Here is a 21,227-nt window from a genome sequence, read left to right as displayed (position 1 = left end):
GGTTGACCCCGCGTCCAGCGTCAACCTAGAGTTGACGGGTGGTCACCGCACCCGTCCAATTGACGGACCTCATCGTCTCCGTCGCGCAGGAGCACGCCGACGTCCTCGGCCGGTTGGCCGCCGCGGTCGAGCTGAGCGGTCAGCTCGACGAGCTGGGCGATCACCTGATCGGGCACTTCGTGGACGAGGCGCGGCGCGCGGGCGCGAGCTGGACCGAGATCGGCGAGAGCATCGGCGTCACCAAGCAGGCCGCGCAGAAGCGGTTCGTGCCGCGGGAGTCGCCGGACCTCAAGCCGAACTTCGACCGCTACACCGACCGGGCGCGCCGCGTGGTCGTGCTGGCCCGCCACCACGCGCGGTTCAGCGAGCGGATCGGCACCGAGCACCTGCTGCTGGGCCTGATGGACGAGTCCGGCGGGCTGGGCGCGCGGACCATCGCCCGGCTGGAGGCCGCCGAGGGCACGACCCGGCTGGCCACGCTGAACGCGCTGGACCGGACCAGCCGGAAGCGCCCCGACCCGCAGCCGTTCAGCGCGGACTGCAAGAAGGCGCTGGAGCTGTCGGTGCGCGAGGCGTTGCGGCTGGGTCACACGTTCGTGGGGACCGAGCACGTCCTGCTCGGGCTGTTGTCCGAAGAGGACTGCACCGCGGCCAAGGTGATGGCGACGACCGGGATCACCAAAGCCGCGGCGGAGGCCTACGTCGTCGCGGAGTTCGACCGGGCGGTCAACGCACCGCGTTGAGGGCCTCGGGCAGCGTGAACGCCCCCGCGTACAGGGCCTTGCCGACGATCGCGCCCTCCACGCCGTCGCGGGACAGCGCCGCCAGCGCCACCAGGTCGTCCACACTGGACACGCCGCCGGACGCGATCACCGGCGCGTCGGTCCGCGCGCACACCTCGCGCAGCAGCTCGACGTTCGGGCCGGTGAGCGTGCCGTCCTTGCTCACGTCGGTGACGACGTAGCGGGCGCAGCCGTCGCGGTCCAGCCGGTCGAGCACCTCCCACAGGTCGCCGCCGTCCTTGGTCCAGCCGCGCGCGGCGACCCGGTGGCCCTCGGCGGTGATCCGCACGTCCAGGCCGACGGCGATCTTGTCGCCGTGCTCGGCGATGGCCTTGGCGCACCACACCGGGTCCTCCAGCGCGGCGGTGCCCAGGTTGACCCGCGCGCACCCGGTGGACAGGGCGGCGGCCAGCGACGCGTCGTCCCGGATGCCGCCGGACAGCTCGACCTTGACGTCCAGCTCGCCCACGACCCGGGCCAGCAGCTCGCGGTTGCCGCCCCGCCCGAAAGCGGCGTCGAGGTCCACCAGGTGCACCCACTCGGCCCCGTCGCGCTGCCAGGCGAGCGCGGCGTCCAGCGGGGAGCCGTAATGCGTCTCGGTGCCGGCTTCGCCCTGCACGAGTCGGACGGCCTGGCCGTCGGCCACGTCGACGGCCGGAAGCAGCGTGAAAGTCACGCGAACAGCCTAGTTGCCACTGGTCCACCGGCCACTGCCGGTCCCACTCCGCGAAACCGGCGACCCGGGCCGGGATCCCGGCCCGGGTCGCCGGGTCTTCAGAAGCTCTTGAGCCAGTTCTCCAGCAGGTGGGCGCCCGCGTCGCCGGACTTCTCCGGGTGGAACTGGGTGGCCCACAGCGGGCCGTTCTCCACCGCCGCGACGAAGTCGTCGCCGCCGTGCGTGGCCCAGGTCACCAGCGGCGGCCGGATGACCTCCGAGGCCTCCAGCTCCCACTCGCGCACGGCGTAGGAGTGGACGAAGTAGAACCGGGTGTCCGGGTCGAGGCCGGCGAACAGCTTGGTGCCCTCGGGCGCCTTGACCGTGTTCCAGCCCATGTGCGGCACGATCGGCGCTTCCAGGCGCTCCACCGTGCCCGGCCACTCGCCGCAGCCCTCGGTCAGCACGCCGTGCTCGATGCCGCGCTCGAACAGGATCTGCATGCCCACGCAGATGCCCAGCACCGGCCGCCCGCCGGCCAGGCGCTCGCCGATGACCCGGCCGCCCTTGACGGCGTTCAGCCCGGCCATGCAGGCGGCGTACGCGCCGACGCCGGGCACCAGCAGGCCGTCCGCGTCGAGCGCCGCGCGATGGTCGGACGTGACCTCGACGGTCGCGCCCACGCGCTGGAGGGCGCGTTCGGCGGAGCGGAGGTTGCCTGATCCGTAGTCCAGTACGACGACTCGTGCCACGCCCACCAGGCTAGGCCAACGGGGACCCGCCCTGCGTCACCGGTACCACGGGCAGCACCGTGCCGATGGGCAGGCCGGCCCGGTCGGGCAGGGCGGTGACCCACGTGTCGGCGCGTCCCTGGTCCACCAGCGCCTTGACCTCGGCGACGTCCCTGGGCAGGTCCAGGGACCCCGCCTCCGCCTTGAGGCGCCACCACGTGAGCAGCCCGACCAGCCGGCGCGCGCCGCCGCTGAACCCGGCGGACACCCCGTCCGACCACAGCACGGCGTCACCGGACCACCGCACGAGCAGCGCCCGGTCGTCGACGGCGCGCACCTGCCCGGCGAGCTTGGCCGCGTCGGCGAACCCGATCTGCCGACGCGGCAGCACCACCGTCCCGGAGGCCACCGGCACGAGGGCGGCCGGACCCGCCACTGCCCGGTGCAGGGCGAGCTGCAGCTCCGCGGTCGGCGTGGGTGTCCAGATCAGGGTTCTCGGCACGCTCACGGACGGAGATCATGCCGCAGACGCCCGCACCCCCGGATCCCGACACACGTTCGGCCGCCCGCCGGTGGCCGCTTTCAGGCGGCCACCGGGTGGGTGAACAGGCGGCGGGCCGCGGCGGCGATGCCCAGGGCGTCCAGGTCGTGCGCCGCGTCGTGGTCCTCGGCCGTGCCGTAGGCCCGCAGTTCCGCGTCCCGGCGCACGCCCAGCGAGCGCAGGCGGTGCGGGACGTCGGACAGGGCCTCGGACGCCAGGTGCGCCGACGTGCCCTCCAGGTACGGCTCGACCAGCAGGACGTCCGGCCGGGCCGCGGCCACCGCGGCGCGCAGTCCCGCGCCGTCGAACGGTCGGACCGTGGTCGCGTAGAGCACCGTCACGTCCAGGTCCGCAGTCGCCGCCAGCACCGGGTCCAGCATCGGCCCGACGGCCACGACGACCCCGCCCGAACCCCGGCGCACCGCGGTGAACCCCTCGACCACCGGGAAGGACGCCTCGTTCCGCCGCAGCGACAACCGCAGGTACCGCCGGTCGTCGGCCGCCAACGCCGCCCGCACCAGCGGCTCGACCTCGTCCGGGTGGCCGGGCACCTGCACCCGCCACCCGGGCATGCTGTCGAACAGCGCGACGTCGCCGGGCGACTGGTGCGTCCGCCCCCAGGCGGGGTCGTCGTAGGAACCGCCGATGCTGACCAGCACACCGCCGACGTCCTGGTGCCCGAAGTCCAGCTTGATCTGCTCGTACGGCCGCTCGACCAGGAACGGCGCGTAGGAGTGCACGACGGGCCGCATGCCGGTCAACGCCAGACCGCTGCCCACGCCCACCATCAGCTGCTCCCGGATGCCGACGTTGACCACCCGCGGCGACGGGCGGAAGGCGTCGCGGGAGATCTCCGCGATCACCACCGCCACCCGCGGGTCGTCGGCCATGACCTCCTGCACGGTGTCCGCGAACACCTCGCGCATCGTCTTCACGACTCCACCACCTTCGCCACCACGACCAGCGGACGACCCGGGTGGGCCGCCGTGAAGGCCTCGTGCAACGCGTCCTGGTCACGTCCGTCCACTGTGGACGTATCCCACCCCTCGACGGCGAACCGCGCCGCCACGCCGCCCGGCCACCCGTGCGTGCCGGACTCGTTGTCCACCACCACGACCGTCAGGTTGTCCAGCCCCAGCCGGCCGGCCAGGGCGATCGCCTCGTGGTTGCTGCCCTCGTCCAGCTCGGCGTCGCCCACCAGCACGAACACCCGCGCCGGCCGCCCCTGCACGCGCAGGCCCACGGCCTGCCCGACCGCGATCGGCAGCCCGTGCCCGAGCGACCCGCTGCTGATTTCCACGCCCGGCACCAGCACCCGGTCGGGGTGTTGGCCCAGCGGCGAGTCCCACGACGTCCAATCGTCCAAAAGGGACGGTTCGAGGTAGCCCTTCGCGGCCAGCACGGCGTAGTACGCCATCGGCCCGTGCCCCTTCGACAACAGGAACCGGTCGCGGTCCGGGTCGTCCACCCGGTCCGGCGACACGTCCAGCACCCGGTCGTAGAGCACCCACAGCACGTGCAAGGTGGACGCGGCGGCCCACTCGTGCTTCTCGTCCCCGGTCATCCGGTCGAACAACGCGGGGATGTCCGCGAAGCCCGTCTTCTCCCCTACTGCCATGGAACACAGCCAACAACTTCGACTTAGGTCGAGGTCAAGCACTAGGCTGGGCACGTGAGCAAGTTGCCGGAGATGTTGACCATCGGCCAGGTGGCCGAGCGCAGCGGGGTGCCGCACACGGCGCTGCGGTTCTACGAGGAGCGCGGCCTGATCCACTCCGAGCGCACGGCGGGCAACCAGCGCCGCTACCCGCGTTCGGTGCTGCGCCGGCTCGCGTTCATCCGCACCGCCCAGCGGGTGGGCCTGAGCCTGGAGGACGTGCACGACGCGCTGGCCGCGCTGCCGGACAACCGCACGCCCACCAAGTCCGACTGGAGCAGGCTGTCCACGAACTGGCAGGCCGAGCTGGACGCCCGCATCGACGCCCTGATCCGGCTGCGCGACCGGCTGACGTCGTGCATCGGCTGCGGGTGCCTGTCGCTGCGCAGCTGCACCCTGCACAACTTCGACGACGAGCAGGCCTCCGACGGGCCGGGCGCGCCGAAGCTGAAGCCGGCGAGCGAGGGCGGGACGTGAAAACGGTGGCCCGATCCCGCCCGGCGTGCTGCACTTGTGCGCGACATGGATGAGAGAGATGTGGTCCGCTTGTCGAAGCGGATGTCCAAGCACCTGCGCCACCAGCCCGAACGGCTCGGGCTGACGCTCGACGCGGCGGGCTGGGTGGACCTGGACGAGTTCGTGCGCAAACTGGGGACGACCCACGAGGACGTGCGCGAGGTCGTGGCGCGCAACGACAAGCGGCGCTTCACCATCGCCGGCGGGCGGATCCGGGCGAACCAGGGGCACACCGTGGCCGTGGACCTGGACCTGCCCCCGGCGGAGCCGCCGGCCGTGCTCTACCACGGCACGGTGGCGCGGCACCTGCCCGACATCATGCGGGACGGGTTGCTGCCGATGGCGCGGCACGACGTGCACCTGTCCGCGACCATCGACACGGCGGTGCGGGTGGGCGCGCGGCGCGGCAAGCCGGTGGTGCTGGAGGTGGACGCGGCGGCGATGCACGCGGCCGGGCACGAGTTCCGGGTCAGTGCCAACGGGGTGTGGCTGACGGCTACCGTTCCGCCGCGTTACCTGCGAGAACGCGCCGGCTGAGGAAGTCCAGCCCGGCCGCGACCTGCTCGGGCGTGAGCCCGCGCACCTGCCGCTGGTACCGGTAGACCTCGGGGGCGAGCGGGGCCATCAGGGTGTCCGCCAGCTCGGTGGGCGCGTGGGCCTGTTCGAGCAGGACCTCGACGTGCCGCCGCCAGAACGCGTAGACGCCGGTCCGGTAGCGGGCCTGTCCGGTCTCGGCGCCGAGCACGAGGTGCAGGTGCCGTTCGAGCAGCCCGACCAACGCGCGGTAGAACGCGGCCAACCGCTCGTGCGGCGGCGCACCCGCGCCCAGCGGCGGCGGTCCGCTCAGGATGCCGGCCTGGATCTCGGACTCGTGCTCGTCCAGCAGGGCCTGCGCGATGGAGGTGGTGTCGGGGTAACGCCGGTAGAGCGTGGCCCGCCCGACCCCGGCGACCCGGGCGATCTCCTCCATGGTGACCCCGTCGGCCCCACCGGCCTCGGCGAACACCCTCTCGGCGGCGGCCAACACCCGAGCCCGGTTCCGCGCGGCATCGGCCCGCTCGCGGGGGCGCTCGACGCCTTCGCGGGGACGGGTGACCTCGCCGGACATGACTCCACCATAACGCTCAGCGCGAAACGGGCACGGTGCCCGCTTCGCGCTTGGCGGGGCCGGGCGCGGGCGGCTGTCGGTGTCCCGTGAGACGATCGAAACGGGGGCCGGAGGCCGCGCCTCCCGCACGAAACACCTGTTCACACGGCTGCTGGGCCACGCCAGGCTCGACCACGCCAGGCCACCGCCCGGCCGATCCGGGCCCCGCCGCAGCCCGCGGAGCCGGGGCCCCGCGGGTTAGACCAGCCAGGCGATCGCGCCGCCCACCGCCAACACCGCCAGCACGCCCAGCACGACCGCGAACCCCTTGGCCGTCTTCCACGTGCTGTAAACGCCGCCGATCAGGAAGCCCGCCAGCGCGAGCAGCCCGATGACCACGTACTCCTTAGGCATCAGAGCACGCCCTTGGTGGACGGCACCCCGCCCACCCGCGGGTCCGGCTCGACCGCCGCCCGCAGCGCCCGCGCGATGGCCTTGAACTGCGCCTCCGCGATGTGGTGCGGGTCGCGGCCGTACTCCACCCGCACGTGCAGGGCGATGCCGGCGTGGAAAGCCAGCGAGTCGAACACGTGGCGGTTCAGCACGAACGGGTAGTTGCCGCCGATCGTGAACGTGTTGAACTCCGCCGGCTCGCCCACGTGCACGCAGTACGGCCGACCCGACACGTCCACCGCCGCGTGCGCCAGGGTCTCGTCCATCGGGATCCACGCGTCGCCGAACCGCCGGATGCCCGCCTTGTCGCCCAACGCCTCGCGCAACGCCTGCCCGAGCACGATCGCCACGTCCTCGACCGTGTGGTGCGCGTCGATGTCCACGTCACCCGTCGCGCGCACCACCAGGTCCAACGACCCGTGCACGCCCAACGCCGTCAGCATGTGGTCGTAGAACGGCACCCCAGTGCCGATCTCGACCTGACCGGTGCCGTCGAGGTCCACCTCGACGTACACCGACGACTCCCTGGTGGTCCGCTCCACCTTGCCGACCCGGCTCACCGGCCAACCTCCTTGCTCGCCGCGAGGAACGCGTCGTTCTCCTCCGGAGTCCCGACCGTCACCCGCAGATGACCCGCGATACCGACGTCCCTGATCAGCACACCGCGCTCCAGGTAGGACCGCCACGTGGCGTGCGCGTCCTCGAACCACCCGAACAGCACGAAGTTCGCGTCGCTGGGCACGACGTCGAAACCCATGCCGCCCAACGCCTCCACCACCCGGTCGCGCTCGGCGGCCAGCTTGGCCACCGAACCCAGCGTCTCCGCGGCGTGCCGCAGCGACGCGCGCGCGGCGGCCTGCGTCAGCGCCGACAGGTGGTAGGGCAGGCGCACCAGCTGCAACGCGTCCACCACGGCGGGCGCGGCGGCCAGGTAGCCCAGGCGGCCACCGGCGAACGCGAACGCCTTGCTCATGGTGCGGCTGACGATCAGCTTCTCCGGGTAGTCCGCCAGCAGGCGCACGGCCGACGGGCGCGGGGAGAACTCCGCGTACGCCTCGTCCACCACGACCATCCCCGGCGCGGCCTCGACCAGGCCGCGCAGGTCCTCGGTCGGCACGCTCTGCCCGGTCGGGTTGTTCGGGCTGGTCACGAACACCACGTCCGGCCGCCGGTCGGCGACGATCTCCGCCGCCTTGTCGGTGTCCAGCGAGAAGTCCGCGCGCCGGGGCGTGGGCGCCCACTCGGTGCGGGTGCCGGCGGCGATGATCGGGTGCATCGAGTACGACGGCTCGAAGCCCAGCGCGGTGCGGCCGGGACCGCCGAACGCCTGCAGGATCTGTTGCAGGATCTCGTTGGACCCGTTGGCCGCCCACAGGTTCGCGCCGGTCAGCGGCACGCCCGTCGAGTCGCTGAGGTACGCCGCCAGGTCCTCGCGCAGCGTCACGGCGTCGCGGTCGGGGTAGCGGTGCAGCTCGGCGGCCACCTCCGCGACCTCCGCGACGACGTCGGCGACCAGCTCGTCCGACGGCGGGTACGGGTTCTCGTTGGTGTTGAGCCGGACCGGGACCTCCAACTGCGGCGCGCCGTAGGGCGTGCGTCCGCGCAGGTCCTCGCGCAGGGGCAGGTCGGCCAGTTCCACCCGGTCGCCGACGGGCCTCACCGCGGGAACCTCGCCGTCACGGCCTGGCCGTGCGCGGGCAGGTCCTCGGCGTTGGCCAGCGCGACGACCTTGTCCGCCACCTCGCGCAACGCGTCCTCGCTGTAGTCCACGACGTGGATGCCGCGCAGGAACGTCTGCACCGACAGGCCCGACGAGTGCCGCGCGCAACCGCCGGTGGGCAGCACGTGGTTGGAGCCCGCGCAGTAGTCGCCCAGCGACACCGGCGAGTGCGCGCCGACGAAGACGGCGCCGGCCGCGCGGACCCGGGCGGCCACCTCGCGCGCCCGGTCGGTCTGGATCTCCAGGTGCTCGGCGGCGTAGGTGTTCACCACGGTCAGTCCGTCGTCCACAGTGGACACCAGGACCGTGCCGGACTGCTTGCCGCGCAACGCCGTCCGGATGCGCTCGGCGTGCTTGGTCGCGCCGACCTGGCGCTCCAGCTCGACGTCCACGGCGTCCGCCAGGGCCTCCGACGTGGTGACCAGGACGCTCGCCGCGAGCGTGTCGTGCTCGGCCTGGCTGATCAGGTCGGCGGCCACGTGCACCGGGTCGGCCGTCTCGTCGGCCAGGACGGCGATCTCGGTCGGGCCGGCCTCGGAGTCGATGCCGATCAGGCCGCGCAGCAGGCGCTTGGCGGCGGTGAGGTAGATGTTGCCGGGGCCGGTCACCAGGTCCACCGGCGCGAGTTCGCCGCCGTCGGTGTCCACACCGCCGTACGCGAGCAGCGCCACGGCCTGCGCGCCGCCGACCGCCCACACCTCGGTGACGCCCAGCAGCGCCGCGGCGGCCAGGATCGTCGGGTGCGGCAGGCCGCCGAACTCCGCCTGCGGCGGCGAGCACACCACCAGCGACTCGACGCCCGCGGTCTGCGCCGGGACGACGTTCATGACCACGCTGGACGGGTAGACCGCCAGGCCGCCGGGCGCGTAGAGGCCGACGCGGGCGACCGGCACCCAGCGCTCGGTCACCGTCCCGCCGGGCACGACCTGGGTCGTGGTGTCGGTGCGCCGCTGGTCGGCGTGCACCTTGCGGGCCCGCGCGACGGACTCCTCCAGCGCCTCCCGCACGGCCGGGTCCAGTTCGGCCAGCGCGCGGTCCAGTTCGGCCGCCGGCACCCGCACGGACCCGGGCCGCACCTTGTCGAACCGCTCGGTGACCTCCAGCACGGCCTCGACGCCGCGTTCGCGCACCGAGTCCACGATGGGCCGCACATGGTGCAGAACCGCGTCCACGTCCACCTCGGCGCGCGGCAACGCGGCGCGCAGTTCGGCCGGCGACGGGACCCGACCACGCAGGTCGATGCGGTTGAGCATGCTCCTAGGGTAAGCGGTCGCGAATTCCGTCAACTGTCAGCCCGCCCTCGGAGTGGGGAACCCGACAAACGGCGGCTATGCCGATCTGTGACACCCGCGCGACGCTGCGTAGGCACCACTCCGTCGCAAACCCTGCTGATGATGGAGGCGCAATGTCACCCAAGCGGCGCGGCCTGATGGCCGCCGCGCTCGGCGCGTGCGTGGCCCTGGTACTCCCGCTGCACGCCGGGTCGGCACAGCCGAGCACCGCGAAAACCCCCGAGCGGACCGTCTTCGAGGTCACCGCGAGCACCCCCGAGGCCCGGACCAGGGTCGCCCGGACCGGGGTGGACGTCCTCGGCCAGGACGGCGACAAGCTCACCGTCGTCGCCGAGCCCCGCCAGCAGTGGGCGCTGCGCGCCACCGGGCTGCGGGTGGAGAACCTCGGCGACTACGACGCCCAACTCCAGGCCCTGGGCAAGGTCGACTTCACCGACCCGCAGGTGGGCACGCAGGACTTCCCGTCCGGCTACACCGGCTACCACAACTTCCAGGAGACGGTGACCGAGCTCAACCAGACCGTCACCGACCACCCGAACCTGGTGCGGCTGTCCAGCGTGGGCAAGTCCTACCAGGGCCGCGACCTGTGGATGCTCAAGCTCAGCGACAACCCGGCCGTGGACGAGAACGAGCCCGAGGTGCTGTTCACCTGCAACATGCACGCGCGGGAGCACCTGACCGTCGAGATGTGCCTGCGGATCATCAAGCAGTACACCGACGGCTACGCCACCAACCCTACGATCAAGAACCTCGTGGACTCGCGCGAGATCTGGATCATCCCGATGGTGAACCCGGACGGCGTCGAGTACGACATCGCGACCGGCTCGTTCCGGTCGTGGCGCAAGAACCGCCAGCCGAACTCGACGGCCGTGGGCACCGACCCCAACCGGAACTGGGGCTACCAGTGGGGTTGCTGCGGCGGGTCGAGCAGCAGCGGGTCCAGCGAGACCTACCGCGGCCCGTCGGCGTTCTCCGCCCCGGAGGTCGCCCGCATCCGCGACTTCGTCAACACCCGCGTGGTCGGCGGTGTGCAGCAGATCAAGACGCACATCGACTGGCACACCTACTCGGAGCTGATCCTGTGGCCGTACGGCTACACCTACAACGACACCGCTCCGGGCCTGGACGCCACGCAGGCCAGCGCGTTCAGCACGCTGGGGCGGCGGATGGCGTCGCTCAACGGGTACACGCCGCAGCAGTCCAGCGACCTCTACATCACCGACGGCACCATCAACGACTGGCTGTGGGGCGTGCACAAGATCTGGAGCTACACCTTCGAGATGTACCCCAAGTCGAGCAGCCCCGGCTTCTACCCGCGTGACACGGTGATCGCCACGCAGACGCAGCGCAACGACAGCGCGGTGGAGCTGTTCCTGTCCTACTCGGACTGCGTGCCGCGCATCATCGGCCGCACCTGCTGACACTCCCCCGAAAGAGTGGGGCGCGGGCTGAATGAGGAGTCCCGCGCCCCACTCTTCTGCCAATCTCACGGTGTGGACTTCGTAGTAACCCCACTCACCACTTCCCACGCGACCGACATCACCACCTGGCGCTACTCCGGCCACTGGTCGGTCTACGACTCCCGCCCGGAAGACGGCCTGTACGAGGCCGAAGAGGGCTATTCGGCCGTCGTGGACGCCCGGGACGGCTCGCTGGCGGGCTTCCTGTGCGTCGGCGAGGAGGCCCGGGTCCCGGGCCTGGCGGAGGAACCGGACGCGGTGGACCTGGGCGTGGGCATGCACCCGGCCATGGTCGGCCGGGGCCACGGCCCCGCCTTCGCCGGCGCGGTGCTCGACCACCTCCGGGCCTCGGGCGTGGACCGGGTCCGCATCGTCGTGCAGTCCTGGAACGAACGCAGCCTGCGCCTGGCCGGCCGCCTGGGCTTCACCGAGACCGGCCGCCACCAGGCCGACGTCGAGTACGTCGTCCTCCACACCACCCTGCGCTAGCCGAGAGCCGCCACGACCTCGACCGCGCGGTCCACCTGCTCCGGCGAGACGAAGTAGTGCGGGGACATCCGCACCAGCCCTTCGACGCCCCGCCGGGTCATGTCGATGCGGGTCGAGGTCAGGTGGCTGGTGGTCACGACCACGTCGTGGCGTGCCAGCTCGTCGCGCACGGCCACCGGGTCGCGGCCCTCGACGGTGAACGTCACGATGCCGGACAACCGCGCGCCGATGTCCCGCACCTCCACGCCGGGCACCTCGCGCAGGCCCGCCCGCAGGCGCTCGGCGCGCGACCGCACCTCGGCGGCGATCGCGTCGATGCCCAGGTCCAGGGCGTAGCGGGCGGCGGCGATCAGGCCCAGCCGGTCGGCGACGCTGGTCTCCCACAGCTCGTAGACGCGGGCGTCCTCGCGCAGCTTGACCTCCTCCGGGCCGACCCACTCGCCGCTGTGCAGGTCCACCAGCCTCGGCCGCAGGCGGTCGGCCGCCGAACGGCACACCACCAGGACGCCGGTGCCGCGCGGGCCGCGCAGCCACTTGCGGCCGGTCGCCGAGATGATGTCCACGCCCAGCTCGTCGGCGCGCACGGGCAGCTGCCCGAGCGACTGGCAGGCGTCCAGCAGCACCAGCGCGCCCACCTCATGGGCCGCCGACGCCACCTCGCGCACCGGGTTGACCAGGCCGCCGTTGGTGGGCGCGTGCACCAGCGAGACCAGCTTGACCCGCTCGTCCACGAGCTCCCGCAGGGCCTCGACGTCCACCTGGCCGACCGCGTCCGACGGGATGGTCACCACCTCGAACCCCACCTCGCGGGCGCGGTGCAGGATCGGGATCGCGTTGCCCCCGTACTCGACCTCCGTCACCAGCACCCGGTCCCCCGGGCCCAGCGGGACGGCGTCGAAGGCCGCCAGCCAGGACCGGGTCGCGCTGTCGGTGAACGCGACCTCGTCGGGGTGCGCGCCCATCAGCGACGCGAAGACCCCGTACCCGGCCTCCAGGTCGTCCGCCCGCTCCCGGGCGGCGACGTACCCGCCGATCTCGGCTTCCCGGCGCAGGTGCCCCACCACCTCGTCCAGCACCGGCCGCGGCGGCAGGGACGAGCCCGCCGAGTCCAGGAAGACCTTCGCGCTCGCACCGGGCGTGTCGGCGCGGACGACGGCTGGGTCGATCACTGTGGCCCCCAAAGGTGTGTTCGGCTCACAGTCCCGTCTACACGACGGCTAGCGGGGCGTCCACAGCTCCAGGTTCCACCACGGCCCCCACGACAGCGGGCCGTGCGTGTACGGGTCCACGACCTCCTGGTAGCCGGTCCAGTTCTCCCGGACCACGTACGTGTGCTGCACCGCCGCCAAGACCACCATCGCGGGCGCGGCCAGGTAGGCCCGCTGCAGCTGCCGGTACGCCGCCGCGCGCTGGGCCGGGTCCAGCAGCGTCCGCCCGGTGTCCAGCAGGGCGTCCACCTGCGGGTTCGCGTAGCCCCACGGGTTGCCGCTGTGCAGCGTCGGGTAGACGGTCGGGTCCGGGTCGAACGGGCTGCCGCCGCCGTGCACGAGCGCGTCCGCGCCCAGCCGGGGCGTGATGGCCTCCCAGCTCAGGCCCGCCAGCTGCACGTCCACGCCGACCGCCTTGGCCTCCGCCGCGAACGCCGTCGCCAGGTCGGCCCGCACCACGTCGCCGATCGGGAACATCAGCGTGAACCGGGCCGGGACGCCGTCGCGCGCCCGCAGGCCGTCCGCGCCGCGCACCCAGCCCGCCTGGTCCAGCAGCAGCTCCGCCTGCGCCTTGTCGTGGGTGAACACCGCCGTCGGGTCGTGGAACTCCGGCAGCGTGTCCGGGATCGGGGTGCTCGCGGGCGTTCCCTTGCCGCCCAACAGGTTGTCCACCACGCCCTTGCGGTTCACCGCGTGGTTCAACGCCATCCGCAGCGCCGGGTCGCCGGTGACCGGACCGGCCGGGAGCGTGATGCCGCGCAGGTCGGTGGACCGGTGGGTGACCACGCGCATGCCGCCGGTGCCGGCGAACCCGGCCGCGAGGCGGGGCGGCAGCTCGGCGCCATCGAACTCGCCCGCCTGCAGGCGCTGGGCGCGCGTGTTGTCGTCGGGCACGAAGACGACGGTGAGCTTGCGGATCTTGGGTTCGCCGCCGAAGTGGGCCGGGTTGGACTCCAGCACCATCCGGTCGCCCTTCTTCCAGTCGGCGAGCTTGTACGGGCCGGTGCCGACCGGTTTGACGTCCTTGAGGGCCACGCCGTCCAGCGCCTCGCTGGGCAGGACGCCGAGCACCAACTGGTGCGGGAACGCCGCCCACGGCTTGGCCAGCGCGAACCGCACGGTGTGCACGTCGAGCTGCTCGACCCCGGTGAGCGCGGCGAACGCGGTCCGCTCGGTCGCGCCGCGCGCCGGGTCGAGCAGGGCGCGGTAGGTCGCGACGACGTCCTCGGGGCCGAAGGTCGTGCCGTCGGTGAACTTCACGTCGTCGCGCAGCCGCACGGTCCAGGTCAGGCCGTCGGCGGAGGGTCGCGGCGGGTCGGCGGCCAGGCGGGGGCGCAGGGTGCGGTCCGCGCGGTGCTCGACCAGGCCGTCGTAGAGCTTGGAGACGCCGTCGCGGCCGTAGCCCAGCAACGGGTTGAGCGTGGTCGGCTCGGTGTTGTCGGCCAGGACGATCGAGCTGCCGTCCGCGGTGCCCTCGGCGCTCGGTGTCGTCGTCCCCGTGCACCCGGAGGCGGCGAGGACTGCGACTAGTACGAGCGGGGGCAACAGGGAGCGCACGAGACCCGACACTACCTAGAGTGGGCTGCATGCGTGTCGCGCTCTGCCAGATCAACTCCTCCACCGACCCGGTGGCCAACCTCGACCTGGTGCGCGCCGGTGTGGCGCGGGCCGCCGGCGCCCGCGTCGTGGTGTTCCCGGAGGCGACGATGTGCCGGTTCGGCGTGCCGCTCGGACCGGTGGCGCAGCCGCTGGACGGGCCGTGGGCCACGGCCGTGCGGGAGATCGCCGACGAGGCCGGGGTGGTCGTGGTGGCGGGCATGTTCACGCCCGCGCCCGACGGCCGGGTGGCCAACACGCTGCTGGTGACCGGCGGCGGGCTGCACGTGGGCTACGACAAGATCCACCTCTACGACGCGTTCGGGTTCGAGGAGTCGCGGACGGTCGCGCCGGGCGCGAAGCCGGTCGTGGTCGAGGTGGACGGCCTGACGCTGGGCCTGGCCACCTGCTACGACGTGCGGTTCCCCGAACTGTTCCGGGCGCTGGCCGATCAGGGCGCCGCGGCGGTGCTGCTGTGCGCGTCCTGGGGCGCGGGGCCGGGCAAGCGGGAGCAGTGGGAGCTGCTGGTGCGGGCGCGGGCGCTGGACTGCACGTCGTGGGTGCTGGCGTGCGGGCAGGCCGACCCCGGTGTGGACCACGGCGGCGCGCCGACGGGTGTGGGCTTCAGCACGGTGGCGTCGCCGCTGGGCGCGGTGGTCGGGCAGTTGGGCGGCGAAGAGGGCCTGTTGGTCGCCGACGTGGACGTCGCGGCCGTCGAGGAGGCCCGGCGCGCACTCCCGGTGTTGGCCAACCGGAGGCTCTGACCGGTCCCCGAGGGACACGAATCCCTTTCGAGGGACGTTGCGCCACGTCCGGGTGACGGATCGTGGACTCGACCAGGTCACGGGTAACCCCGTTCTCGCAGCACAGGACCATGCGAAGGGTGAACCCATGATCAACCAGGCGGAAGTGGACCGGCTGTACGACTGCGACGTCCTCGACGCCCACGGTGAGCGGATCGGGTCGGTCAAGCAGGTGTGGCTGGACGACCGGGACGGCCGCCCGATGTGGGCGTCGGTGCACACCGGCCTGTTCGGCATGAAGGAGTCGTTCGTCCCGATCCAGGACGCGGAAGTGAGCAAGGGCCACATCGTCGTCCCGGTGGACAAGCAGCAGGTCAAGGACGCGCCGCGGATCGACACCGACGACCAGCACATGTCCGACGCGCAGCAGGAGGAGCTGTACCGGCACTACGGGATGATCCCCGGCGTGCGGTCCGGCGAGCACGACAAGCTGCACGGCAAGCACGAGACGCGCGGGCAGGAGACGCGCGGGCAGGAGCCCGGGACGCGCGGCCGCGAGTCGATGGCGGGCAAGCTGACCGACGAGCGCGCGGCGCGGGACCGGGGCGACTCGGTGACCCGGTACGAGGAGCAGCTCGACGTCGGCACCCGGGACGTCGAGGCCGGACGCGTGCGGCTGGTGAAGCACACCGTGACCGAGCACCGCGACGTCACCGTCCCGGTGACCCACGAAGAGGTGCGCGTGGTGCGCGAGCCCGCCGACGGGCCCGACGGCAGCCGCCCGTTCGCGGACGAGGAGGCCGAGGTCTCGCTGCGCCGGCAGGAGCCGGTGGTGGACAAGCACGCCGAGGCGGTGGAGCGGGTCCGGCTGGAGAAGGAGGCCGTGACCGAGCAGCAGAAGGTCGGCGGCGAGGTGCGCAAGGAACGGGTGGACGTCGAACACCCGCAGGGCCGCGTCCCCCGCGACCCGCGCGACCGCTGACGGTCTCTCGGCGCCGGTACCGCACCGACCAGCGCCGAGGCAGCCGGCCGCGCGACGAGCTTTGTCGGTACCCCGTGGGAAAATGGAACCGGGGGCCGGAGGCCACGCCCCGCGACCGGCCGAGCCGGCGGGTGGCGGCCCCGCACCGGGCCGGGCCGCCACCCGCCGTCACACTCCCGCCGTCCCGCGTCGGGTCAGCGCAGGTCCATGCCCAGGTCGAGGGCCAGGGCCGAGTGGGTCAGGCCGCCCACCGCCAGGTAGTCCACGCCCGTCTCGGCGTACGCCCGCGCCACGTCCAGCGTCAGCCCGCCGGAGGCCTCCAGTGCCACGCCCCCTGCCCGCCGCACCGCCTCCGCGCACTCGGCGACGCTGAAGTTGTCCAGCAGCACCAGTTCCGCGCCCTCGGCCACGGCCTCGGCCAACTGCTCCAGCGAGTCCACCTCGACCTCGCACGGCAGGTGCGGGGCGTGCGCCCGGACGGCGGCCATCGCCGCGCGCACCGAACCGGCGGCCTGGACGTGGTTGTCCTTGATCAGCACCGCGTCCCCGAGGCCCAGCCGGTGGTTCACGCCGCCGCCGCACCGGACCGCGTACTTCTCCAGCAGCCGCAGGCCCGGCAGGGTCTTGCGCGAGTCGCGGATCTTCGCCCCCGTCCCCTCGACCTCGTCGACCCACGCGGCGGTGAGCGTGGCGATGCCGGACAGGTGGCACAGCAGGTTCAACGCGGTGCGCTCGGCGGTCAGCAGGCCGCGCACCGGTCCGCGCACCACCAGCGCCGGCTCGCCGGGCACGGCCTTGTCGCCGTCCCGCTTGCGCTCCAGCACCTCGACGTCGAGGACCTGCCGGAACACCTCCTCCGCCACCGGGACGCCGGCCAGCACACCCGCCTTGCGCGGGGTCAGCTCGGCGACGGCCACGGCGTCGGCGGGCACGGTGGCCTCCGTCGTCGCGTCCGGCCCGTAGCGCAGGTCCTCGGCGAGCGCCGTCTCGATGACGCGGCGCACGTCGTCCAGGTCGAGCGTCATGCCACCGTCCTCGCGGTCGTGACGGGGTCCGCCAGCACGGGCTGGCCGGACGGGGTGAGCCGGACGACCTGGCTGCGCAGCCAGTTCACGTCGTCGCGCCGCGGGAAGTCGGTGCGGACGTGGCAACCGCGCGACTCGGTGCGCGCGGCGGCCGCCGCGATGAGCGCCCGCGCGGCCACGGTGAGCGCCGCGTCCTCCACCAGTTCCCGGGTGTCCAGGCGTCGGTCCACAGTGGACAGGTCGAGCACCGAGCCGACCACGGCCAGGCCCTCGGCGTCGCGCCCGATCGCCGCGTACCGGCTCATGACGCGCTGCAACGCGTCCCGGTCGGCGACCGGCGCGACGGGCAGCTCGGCGGTGCCGGTGCACTTGGCGAGCAGGCCCAGCGCGAGGTCGCTCGCGACCGCCTCGGCGGCACGGGTGCCGACCACCAGGCCTTCGAGCAGGCTGTTGGACGCCAACCGGTTCGCGCCGTGCAGGCCGGTCCGCGCGACCTCACCGGCCGCGTAGAGGCCGGTCACGCCGGTGCGTCCGTCCACATCGGACACCACGCCGCCGCACGCGAAGTGCGCCGCCGGGGCCACGGGGATCGGGTCCGTGGCGGGGTCGATGCCCGCCGCGACGCACGCCGCGTGCACCGTCGGGAACCGCCGCGCGAAGTCGGAGATGCCGGTGGCGTCGAGGAAGACGTGGTCGTCGACGCCGCCGGGAGCGCTCGCCATGTGCCGGGTGATGGCCGCCGCCACGACGTCGCGCGGGGCCAGGTCCTCCAGTGGGTGCACGCCGCGCATCACGCGCGCGCCGGTGGCGTCGACCAGCACCGCGCCCTCGCCGCGCACCGCCTCGGTGACCAGCGGGCACCGGCCGCGAGCGCCGCGCCCGGTGTAGAGGACGGTCGGGTGGAACTGCACGAACTCCACGTCCGCCGCCGCCGCGCCGGCCCGCAGGGCGAGCGCGAGCCCGTCGCCGGTGGCCACCTCCGGGTTGGAGGTCGCCTGGTAGAGCTGCCCGAGGCCGCCGCTGGCCAGCAGCACGGCGGGCGCGGTCAGCACGCCCGGGACGCCGCCGCCGTCGAGCACGAGCAGCCCGCACACCTGCCCCAGCGGGGTGCGCACCGCGTCCACCGCGATGTGGTTCTCCAGCACGGGGACCCGGCCGTCGCCGGCCGCCGCGAGCAGCGCCCGCTCGACCTCCGCGCCGGTCGCGTCGCCGCCGGCGTGCACGACGCGGAACGCGCTGTGCCCGCCCTCGCGGGTCCGCGCGAGCCGACCGTCCACACCGGAGTCGAACACCGCGCCGCGTTCCCGCAGCCGCGCCACGGCGGCCGGCCCGTCCGCGATGATCGCCCGGACGGCGTCCTCGTCGCACAGCCCCGCGCCGGCCACCAGGGTGTCCCGGACGTGCGCCTCGACGGTGTCGCCCTCGTCGTGCTCGCCGGGCAGCACGACGGCCACGCCGCCCTGCGCCCACCGGGTGTTGCCGTCACCCTGCTCGGCCTTGGTGACCACCAGGACCCGCAGTCCCAGTTCCCGCGCGCGCAGCGCGGCCGTCAGACCCGCGACCCCGGTGCCGACGACCACGAGGTCGGCCCGGGCCTCCCACACGGGGGTGTTCACTCGCCGCCGCCGGGCTGCCCGATCTCGATCATCCGCTGCACGGCGCCCTGCGCGCGCTTGGCGGTGTCGAGGTCGACGAAGACCTCGTCCTTGCCCTCGCGCAGGCAGCGCAGCAGGGCGGCCGGGGTGATCATCTTCATGTACCGGCACGAGGCCCGGTCGTTGACCGCGCGGAAGTCGATCTCCGGCGCGGCGCGGCGCAACTGGTGCAGCATGCCGACCTCGGTCGCCACCAGCACCGACTTCGCGCTGGTGCGGCGGGCGGCGGTGATCATGTCGCCGGTCGAGAGGATCTTGACCTTCTCCGCCGGGACGGTGCCCTCGCCCGCCAGGTACAGCGCCGAGGTGGCGCAACCGCACTCGGGGTGGATGAACAGGTCGGCGTCCGGGTTCGCCGCCGCGCGCTCGGCCAGCTCGGGGCCGTTGATGCCGGCGTGGACGTGGCACTCGCCGGCCCAGATGTGCAGGTTGTCCCGGCCGGTCTCGCGCTTGACGTGCGCGCCGAGGAACTGGTCGGGCAGGAAGAGGACCTCGCGGTCGGCCGGGATGGACCGCACGACGTCCACCGCGTTCGACGAGGTGCAGCAGATGTCGGTCTCGGCCTTCACCTCGGCGGTCGTGTTCACGTAGGACACGACGACCGCGCCGGGGTGCTCGGCCTTCCAGGCGCGCAGCTGCTCACCGGTGATCGAGTCGGCCAGCGAGCAGCCGGCGCGCTCGTCCGGGATGAGGACGGTCTTGTGCGGGGCCAGGATCTTCGCGGTCTCGGCCATGAAGTGCACGCCGCAGAACACGATGGTCGACGCGTCGCTGGCCGCCGCGATGCGGCTGAGCGCCAGCGAGTCGCCGGTGTGGTGGGCGATGTCCTGGATCTCGGGGAGCTGGTAGTTGTGCGCGAGGATCACGGCGTCCTGCTTGCGCGCCAGTTCCAGCACCTCGTCCCGCCACGCGGCGTCCGGCGCGATGCCGTCGTACGCACCGTCGGCGGTTCGCTCCACGTAGGCGGTAGCGACCATCGTGTCCTCCTTGTGCCAGGTTTTCGCCTTCCGGGCGAAAACGTGGCCGATAGTATCAGCCGAGTGGGTCTCGCGGGACATGAGGTACTGGCCGCAGTGCTCCAGGTGAGAGACGGATCACTCCAGGTCATGCTGTGGGAGCGCGCGCGGGAACCGCACGCTCACCGCTGGTCACTGCCCGGCGGCGGGCTCGGGGCGGACGAGGACGTGGAGGCGTCGATCCGCCGCCAGCTCGCGGAGAAGGTGGACGTGAGACAGCTCTCGCACGTGGAGCAGCTCGCGGTCTTCAGCGCGCCCACGCGGGTGCCCGGGCCGCGGGTGGTGGCGACGGCGTTCCTCGGGTTGGTGCCGTCCGACACGGACCCGGTGGTGCCCTCGGACACCGCGTGGCACCCGGTCGACGCGCTGCCGCCGACGGCGTTCGACCACGAGGCGATCATCAAGCGGGCGCGGCACCGGTTGGCGGCGAAGCTGTCGTACACGAACCTGGGCTTCGCGCTGGCGCCGCCGTCGTTCACGATCTCCGCGCTGCGGTCGCTGTACTCGGCGGCGCTGGGGTACAAGGTGTCGGCGACGAACCTGCAGCGCGTGCTGTCGCGGCGGGGGTTGCTGGAGCCGACGGGCGGGGTCGCGCCGGTGGGGCCGTCCGGTGGTCGGCCGGCGGCGTTGTTCCGGTTCGTGTCGGGGGAGATGCGGGTGACCGACCCGTTCGCCGTGCTGCGGCCACCGGCCGGCCGTAGTTTGGGCATGTGACGACGACGCTCCCGCTGTTCCCGTTGGGCACCGTGCTGCTGCCGGGGACGTCGCTGCCGCTGCACGTGTTCGAGCCCCGGTACCGGCAGCTGACGGTGGACCTGGTGACGGGCCGGCTGCCCGACCAGAGCTTCGGCGTCGTCGCGATCCGCCAGGGCTGGGAAGTGGGCCCCGGCAACGCGACCGCGCTGCACACGGTGGGGTGCGAGGCGTTGCTGCACGACGCGAAACCGTTGCCGGACGGGCGGTTCGACCTGTCGTGCCGGGGTGGGCGGCGGTTCAAGCTGGTGTCGGTGGACACGGAGAGCGCGCCGTACCTGATGGGGACGGTGGAGTGGGTGGAGGACGTCGCGTCGCCGCCGGAGGTGGCGGAGATGCTGCCGTTGCTGGAGGAGCGGGCGCGGGCGGCGTTCAGCCGGTACCGGCGGGCGGCGTTCGAGGACGATCCCGAGGTCGGGGCTTCGGACGTGTTGGCCTATGTGCTGGCGAACGATTGCCTGCTGACGCTGGAGGATCGGCAGCGGTTGCTGGAGGAGCGGTCGGAGGCGCGGCGACTGCGGATGGTGCGACGGGCGATGCACCGAGAGGCCGGCATCATCACGGCCCTGCACGCGGTCCCGGCCCCTCTGGCAGAACTGGGCCACCTCCCCCACCGCAACTGACACGGGCCTGGGCTGGTCGATCGCGCGCGACGGACTGCACGCGACGGACTGCACGCGACGGACTGCACGCGACGGACTGCACGCGACGGACTGCACGCGACGGACTGCACGCGACGGACTGCACGCGGCGGACTGCACGCGACAGGCCGCGGGCTGCGGGCTGCGGGCTGCGGGCTGCGGGCTGCGGGCTGCGGGCTGCGGGCTGCGGGCTGCGGGCTGCGGGCTGCGGGCTGCGGGCTGCGG

At 73.2% G+C, this 21,227-nt stretch carries 24 protein-coding genes; 9 read left to right on the top strand and 15 right to left on the bottom strand.

Annotated elements, in window-relative coordinates; translation table 11 throughout:
* Positions 1 to 38: 38 nt before the first annotated feature.
* Entirely contained in the window at positions 39 to 743 is a 705-nt protein-coding gene (locus AB0A74_RS34190; RefSeq protein ID WP_358256094.1) for a Clp protease N-terminal domain-containing protein, read from the top strand.
* On the opposite strand, the gene priA is transcribed toward AB0A74_RS34190, so the two are convergent.
* The 5 genes from priA to AB0A74_RS34165 form a co-directional block, all read right to left on the bottom strand.
* Complete coding sequence (priA, locus tag AB0A74_RS34185; RefSeq protein ID WP_358256092.1) at positions 727 to 1,458, bottom strand: bifunctional 1-(5-phosphoribosyl)-5-((5-phosphoribosylamino)methylideneamino)imidazole-4-carboxamide isomerase/phosphoribosylanthranilate isomerase PriA; 732 nt, start codon at positions 1,456 to 1,458, stop codon at positions 727 to 729. The genes AB0A74_RS34190 and priA overlap by 17 nt on opposite strands.
* Before the next feature lie 98 nt (positions 1,459 to 1,556).
* Complete coding sequence (gene hisH, locus AB0A74_RS34180) at positions 1,557 to 2,189, bottom strand: imidazole glycerol phosphate synthase subunit HisH (protein ID WP_358256090.1); 633 nt, start codon at positions 2,187 to 2,189, stop codon at positions 1,557 to 1,559.
* A gap of 10 nt (positions 2,190 to 2,199) precedes the next feature.
* The gene (locus AB0A74_RS34175; protein WP_358256088.1) at positions 2,200 to 2,676 is read right to left on the bottom strand and encodes a hypothetical protein; all 477 of its coding nucleotides are present in this window, start codon (positions 2,674 to 2,676) and stop codon (positions 2,200 to 2,202) included.
* A 74-nt stretch (positions 2,677 to 2,750) separates the two neighbouring features.
* Positions 2,751 to 3,635, bottom strand: a complete 885-nt coding sequence (locus tag AB0A74_RS34170; protein WP_358256123.1) for a transketolase — start codon at positions 3,633 to 3,635, stop codon at positions 2,751 to 2,753.
* A gap of 5 nt (positions 3,636 to 3,640) precedes the next feature.
* Entirely contained in the window at positions 3,641 to 4,327 is a 687-nt protein-coding gene (locus AB0A74_RS34165; RefSeq protein WP_358256086.1) for a thiamine pyrophosphate-dependent enzyme, read from the bottom strand.
* A 54-nt stretch (positions 4,328 to 4,381) separates the two neighbouring features.
* Here AB0A74_RS34165 and soxR point away from each other — a divergent pair, with 54 nt between their 5' ends.
* Positions 4,382 to 4,843: a redox-sensitive transcriptional activator SoxR gene (soxR, locus tag AB0A74_RS34160; protein ID WP_343934453.1), complete on the top strand. Its 462-nt coding sequence runs from the start codon at positions 4,382 to 4,384 to the stop codon at positions 4,841 to 4,843.
* Between the two features lie 45 nt (positions 4,844 to 4,888).
* The gene (locus AB0A74_RS34155) at positions 4,889 to 5,419 is read left to right on the top strand and encodes an RNA 2'-phosphotransferase (protein ID WP_358256084.1); all 531 of its coding nucleotides are present in this window, start codon (positions 4,889 to 4,891) and stop codon (positions 5,417 to 5,419) included.
* Here the strand turns inward: AB0A74_RS34155 and AB0A74_RS34150 are convergent.
* The 5 genes from AB0A74_RS34150 to hisD form a co-directional block, all read right to left on the bottom strand.
* On the bottom strand, positions 5,379 to 5,990 hold the full coding sequence (locus tag AB0A74_RS34150; protein ID WP_358256082.1) for a helix-turn-helix domain-containing protein: 612 nt from the start codon (positions 5,988 to 5,990) through the stop codon (positions 5,379 to 5,381). The genes AB0A74_RS34155 and AB0A74_RS34150 overlap by 41 nt on opposite strands.
* A gap of 237 nt (positions 5,991 to 6,227) precedes the next feature.
* Positions 6,228 to 6,383: a hypothetical protein gene (locus AB0A74_RS34145; protein WP_358256080.1), complete on the bottom strand. Its 156-nt coding sequence runs from the start codon at positions 6,381 to 6,383 to the stop codon at positions 6,228 to 6,230.
* Positions 6,383 to 6,982, bottom strand: a complete 600-nt coding sequence (hisB, locus tag AB0A74_RS34140; protein WP_343934457.1) for an imidazoleglycerol-phosphate dehydratase HisB — start codon at positions 6,980 to 6,982, stop codon at positions 6,383 to 6,385. The genes AB0A74_RS34145 and hisB overlap by 1 nt, the downstream gene beginning before the upstream one ends.
* Positions 6,979 to 8,082 (bottom strand): histidinol-phosphate transaminase, encoded by a 1,104-nt coding sequence (locus tag AB0A74_RS34135; protein ID WP_358256078.1) that lies wholly within the window; start codon positions 8,080 to 8,082, stop codon positions 6,979 to 6,981. The genes hisB and AB0A74_RS34135 overlap by 4 nt, the downstream gene beginning before the upstream one ends.
* Positions 8,079 to 9,395, bottom strand: a complete 1,317-nt coding sequence (gene hisD / locus AB0A74_RS34130; RefSeq protein ID WP_358256077.1) for a histidinol dehydrogenase — start codon at positions 9,393 to 9,395, stop codon at positions 8,079 to 8,081. The genes AB0A74_RS34135 and hisD overlap by 4 nt, the downstream gene beginning before the upstream one ends.
* A 152-nt stretch (positions 9,396 to 9,547) precedes the next feature.
* Between hisD and AB0A74_RS34125 the strand changes: the two genes are divergently transcribed.
* Entirely contained in the window at positions 9,548 to 10,855 is a 1,308-nt protein-coding gene (locus tag AB0A74_RS34125; RefSeq protein ID WP_358256075.1) for a M14 family metallopeptidase, read from the top strand.
* Positions 10,856 to 10,927: 72 nt separating this feature from the next.
* The gene (locus AB0A74_RS34120) at positions 10,928 to 11,383 is read left to right on the top strand and encodes a GNAT family protein (RefSeq protein WP_358256073.1); all 456 of its coding nucleotides are present in this window, start codon (positions 10,928 to 10,930) and stop codon (positions 11,381 to 11,383) included.
* Here AB0A74_RS34120 and AB0A74_RS34115 read toward each other — a convergent pair.
* Positions 11,380 to 12,552: an aminotransferase class V-fold PLP-dependent enzyme gene (locus tag AB0A74_RS34115; RefSeq protein ID WP_358256072.1), complete on the bottom strand. Its 1,173-nt coding sequence runs from the start codon at positions 12,550 to 12,552 to the stop codon at positions 11,380 to 11,382. The two genes, AB0A74_RS34120 and AB0A74_RS34115, sit on opposite strands and share 4 nt — an antisense overlap.
* Positions 12,553 to 12,600: 48 nt before the next feature.
* Positions 12,601 to 14,148, bottom strand: a complete 1,548-nt coding sequence (locus tag AB0A74_RS34110; RefSeq protein WP_358256070.1) for an ABC transporter substrate-binding protein — start codon at positions 14,146 to 14,148, stop codon at positions 12,601 to 12,603.
* A 29-nt stretch (positions 14,149 to 14,177) separates the two neighbouring features.
* Here AB0A74_RS34110 and AB0A74_RS34105 point away from each other — a divergent pair, with 29 nt between their 5' ends.
* Positions 14,178 to 14,951, top strand: a complete 774-nt coding sequence (locus tag AB0A74_RS34105) for a carbon-nitrogen hydrolase family protein (RefSeq protein ID WP_358256068.1) — start codon at positions 14,178 to 14,180, stop codon at positions 14,949 to 14,951.
* Positions 14,952 to 15,078: 127 nt separating this feature from the next.
* Complete coding sequence (locus AB0A74_RS34100; RefSeq protein WP_358256067.1) at positions 15,079 to 15,912, top strand: PRC and DUF2382 domain-containing protein; 834 nt, start codon at positions 15,079 to 15,081, stop codon at positions 15,910 to 15,912.
* Positions 15,913 to 16,106: 194 nt separating this feature from the next.
* Here the strand turns inward: AB0A74_RS34100 and nadC are convergent, their stop codons facing one another.
* The 3 genes from nadC to nadA are packed head-to-tail and all read right to left on the bottom strand — an operon-like array spanning position 16,107 to position 19,569.
* The gene (gene nadC / locus AB0A74_RS34095) at positions 16,107 to 16,937 is read right to left on the bottom strand and encodes a carboxylating nicotinate-nucleotide diphosphorylase (protein ID WP_358256065.1); all 831 of its coding nucleotides are present in this window, start codon (positions 16,935 to 16,937) and stop codon (positions 16,107 to 16,109) included.
* Positions 16,934 to 18,553: an L-aspartate oxidase gene (locus tag AB0A74_RS34090; RefSeq protein ID WP_358256063.1), complete on the bottom strand. Its 1,620-nt coding sequence runs from the start codon at positions 18,551 to 18,553 to the stop codon at positions 16,934 to 16,936. Before AB0A74_RS34090 ends, nadC begins: the two co-directional genes overlap by 4 nt.
* A complete protein-coding gene (gene nadA / locus AB0A74_RS34085; protein WP_358256061.1) occupies positions 18,550 to 19,569 on the bottom strand; it encodes a quinolinate synthase NadA in 1,020 nt (339 codons plus the stop codon). Before nadA ends, AB0A74_RS34090 begins: the two co-directional genes overlap by 4 nt.
* A 63-nt stretch (positions 19,570 to 19,632) precedes the next feature.
* Between nadA and AB0A74_RS34080 the strand changes: the two genes are divergently transcribed.
* Positions 19,633 to 20,322: an NUDIX domain-containing protein gene (locus AB0A74_RS34080; RefSeq protein ID WP_343934469.1), complete on the top strand. Its 690-nt coding sequence runs from the start codon at positions 19,633 to 19,635 to the stop codon at positions 20,320 to 20,322.
* The gene (locus AB0A74_RS34075; RefSeq protein WP_358256059.1) at positions 20,319 to 20,984 is read left to right on the top strand and encodes an LON peptidase substrate-binding domain-containing protein; all 666 of its coding nucleotides are present in this window, start codon (positions 20,319 to 20,321) and stop codon (positions 20,982 to 20,984) included. The genes AB0A74_RS34080 and AB0A74_RS34075 overlap by 4 nt, the downstream gene beginning before the upstream one ends.
* Positions 20,985 to 21,227: the final 243 nt, after the last annotated feature.

This window comes from Saccharothrix sp. NPDC042600 (assembly GCF_040647305.1).
Lineage (GTDB): Bacteria > Actinomycetota > Actinomycetes > Mycobacteriales > Pseudonocardiaceae > Actinosynnema > Actinosynnema mutabilis.
This window is presented reverse-complemented; position numbering and strand designations above follow the sequence as displayed.

What these genes read in the sequence shown, in the direction of transcription:
- AB0A74_RS34170 (WP_358256123.1), bottom strand. Translation starts at nt 3,635, where the DNA reads ATGCGCGAGGTGTTCGCGGACACCGTGCAGGAGGTCATGGCCGACGAC.
- AB0A74_RS34165 (WP_358256086.1), bottom strand. Translation starts at nt 4,327, where the DNA reads ATGGCAGTAGGGGAGAAGACGGGCTTCGCGGACATCCCCGCGTTGTTC.
- AB0A74_RS34155 (WP_358256084.1), top strand. Translation starts at nt 4,889, where the DNA reads ATGGATGAGAGAGATGTGGTCCGCTTGTCGAAGCGGATGTCCAAGCAC.
- AB0A74_RS34150 (WP_358256082.1), bottom strand. Translation starts at nt 5,990, where the DNA reads ATGTCCGGCGAGGTCACCCGTCCCCGCGAAGGCGTCGAGCGCCCCCGC.
- AB0A74_RS34145 (WP_358256080.1), bottom strand. Translation starts at nt 6,383, where the DNA reads ATGCCTAAGGAGTACGTGGTCATCGGGCTGCTCGCGCTGGCGGGCTTC.
- hisD (WP_358256077.1), bottom strand. Translation starts at nt 9,395, where the DNA reads ATGCTCAACCGCATCGACCTGCGTGGTCGGGTCCCGTCGCCGGCCGAA.
- AB0A74_RS34125 (WP_358256075.1), top strand. Translation starts at nt 9,548, where the DNA reads ATGTCACCCAAGCGGCGCGGCCTGATGGCCGCCGCGCTCGGCGCGTGC.
- AB0A74_RS34105 (WP_358256068.1), top strand. Translation starts at nt 14,178, where the DNA reads ATGCGTGTCGCGCTCTGCCAGATCAACTCCTCCACCGACCCGGTGGCC.
- AB0A74_RS34100 (WP_358256067.1), top strand. Translation starts at nt 15,079, where the DNA reads ATGATCAACCAGGCGGAAGTGGACCGGCTGTACGACTGCGACGTCCTC.
- nadC (WP_358256065.1), bottom strand. Translation starts at nt 16,937, where the DNA reads ATGACGCTCGACCTGGACGACGTGCGCCGCGTCATCGAGACGGCGCTC.
- nadA (WP_358256061.1), bottom strand. Translation starts at nt 19,569, where the DNA reads ATGGTCGCTACCGCCTACGTGGAGCGAACCGCCGACGGTGCGTACGAC.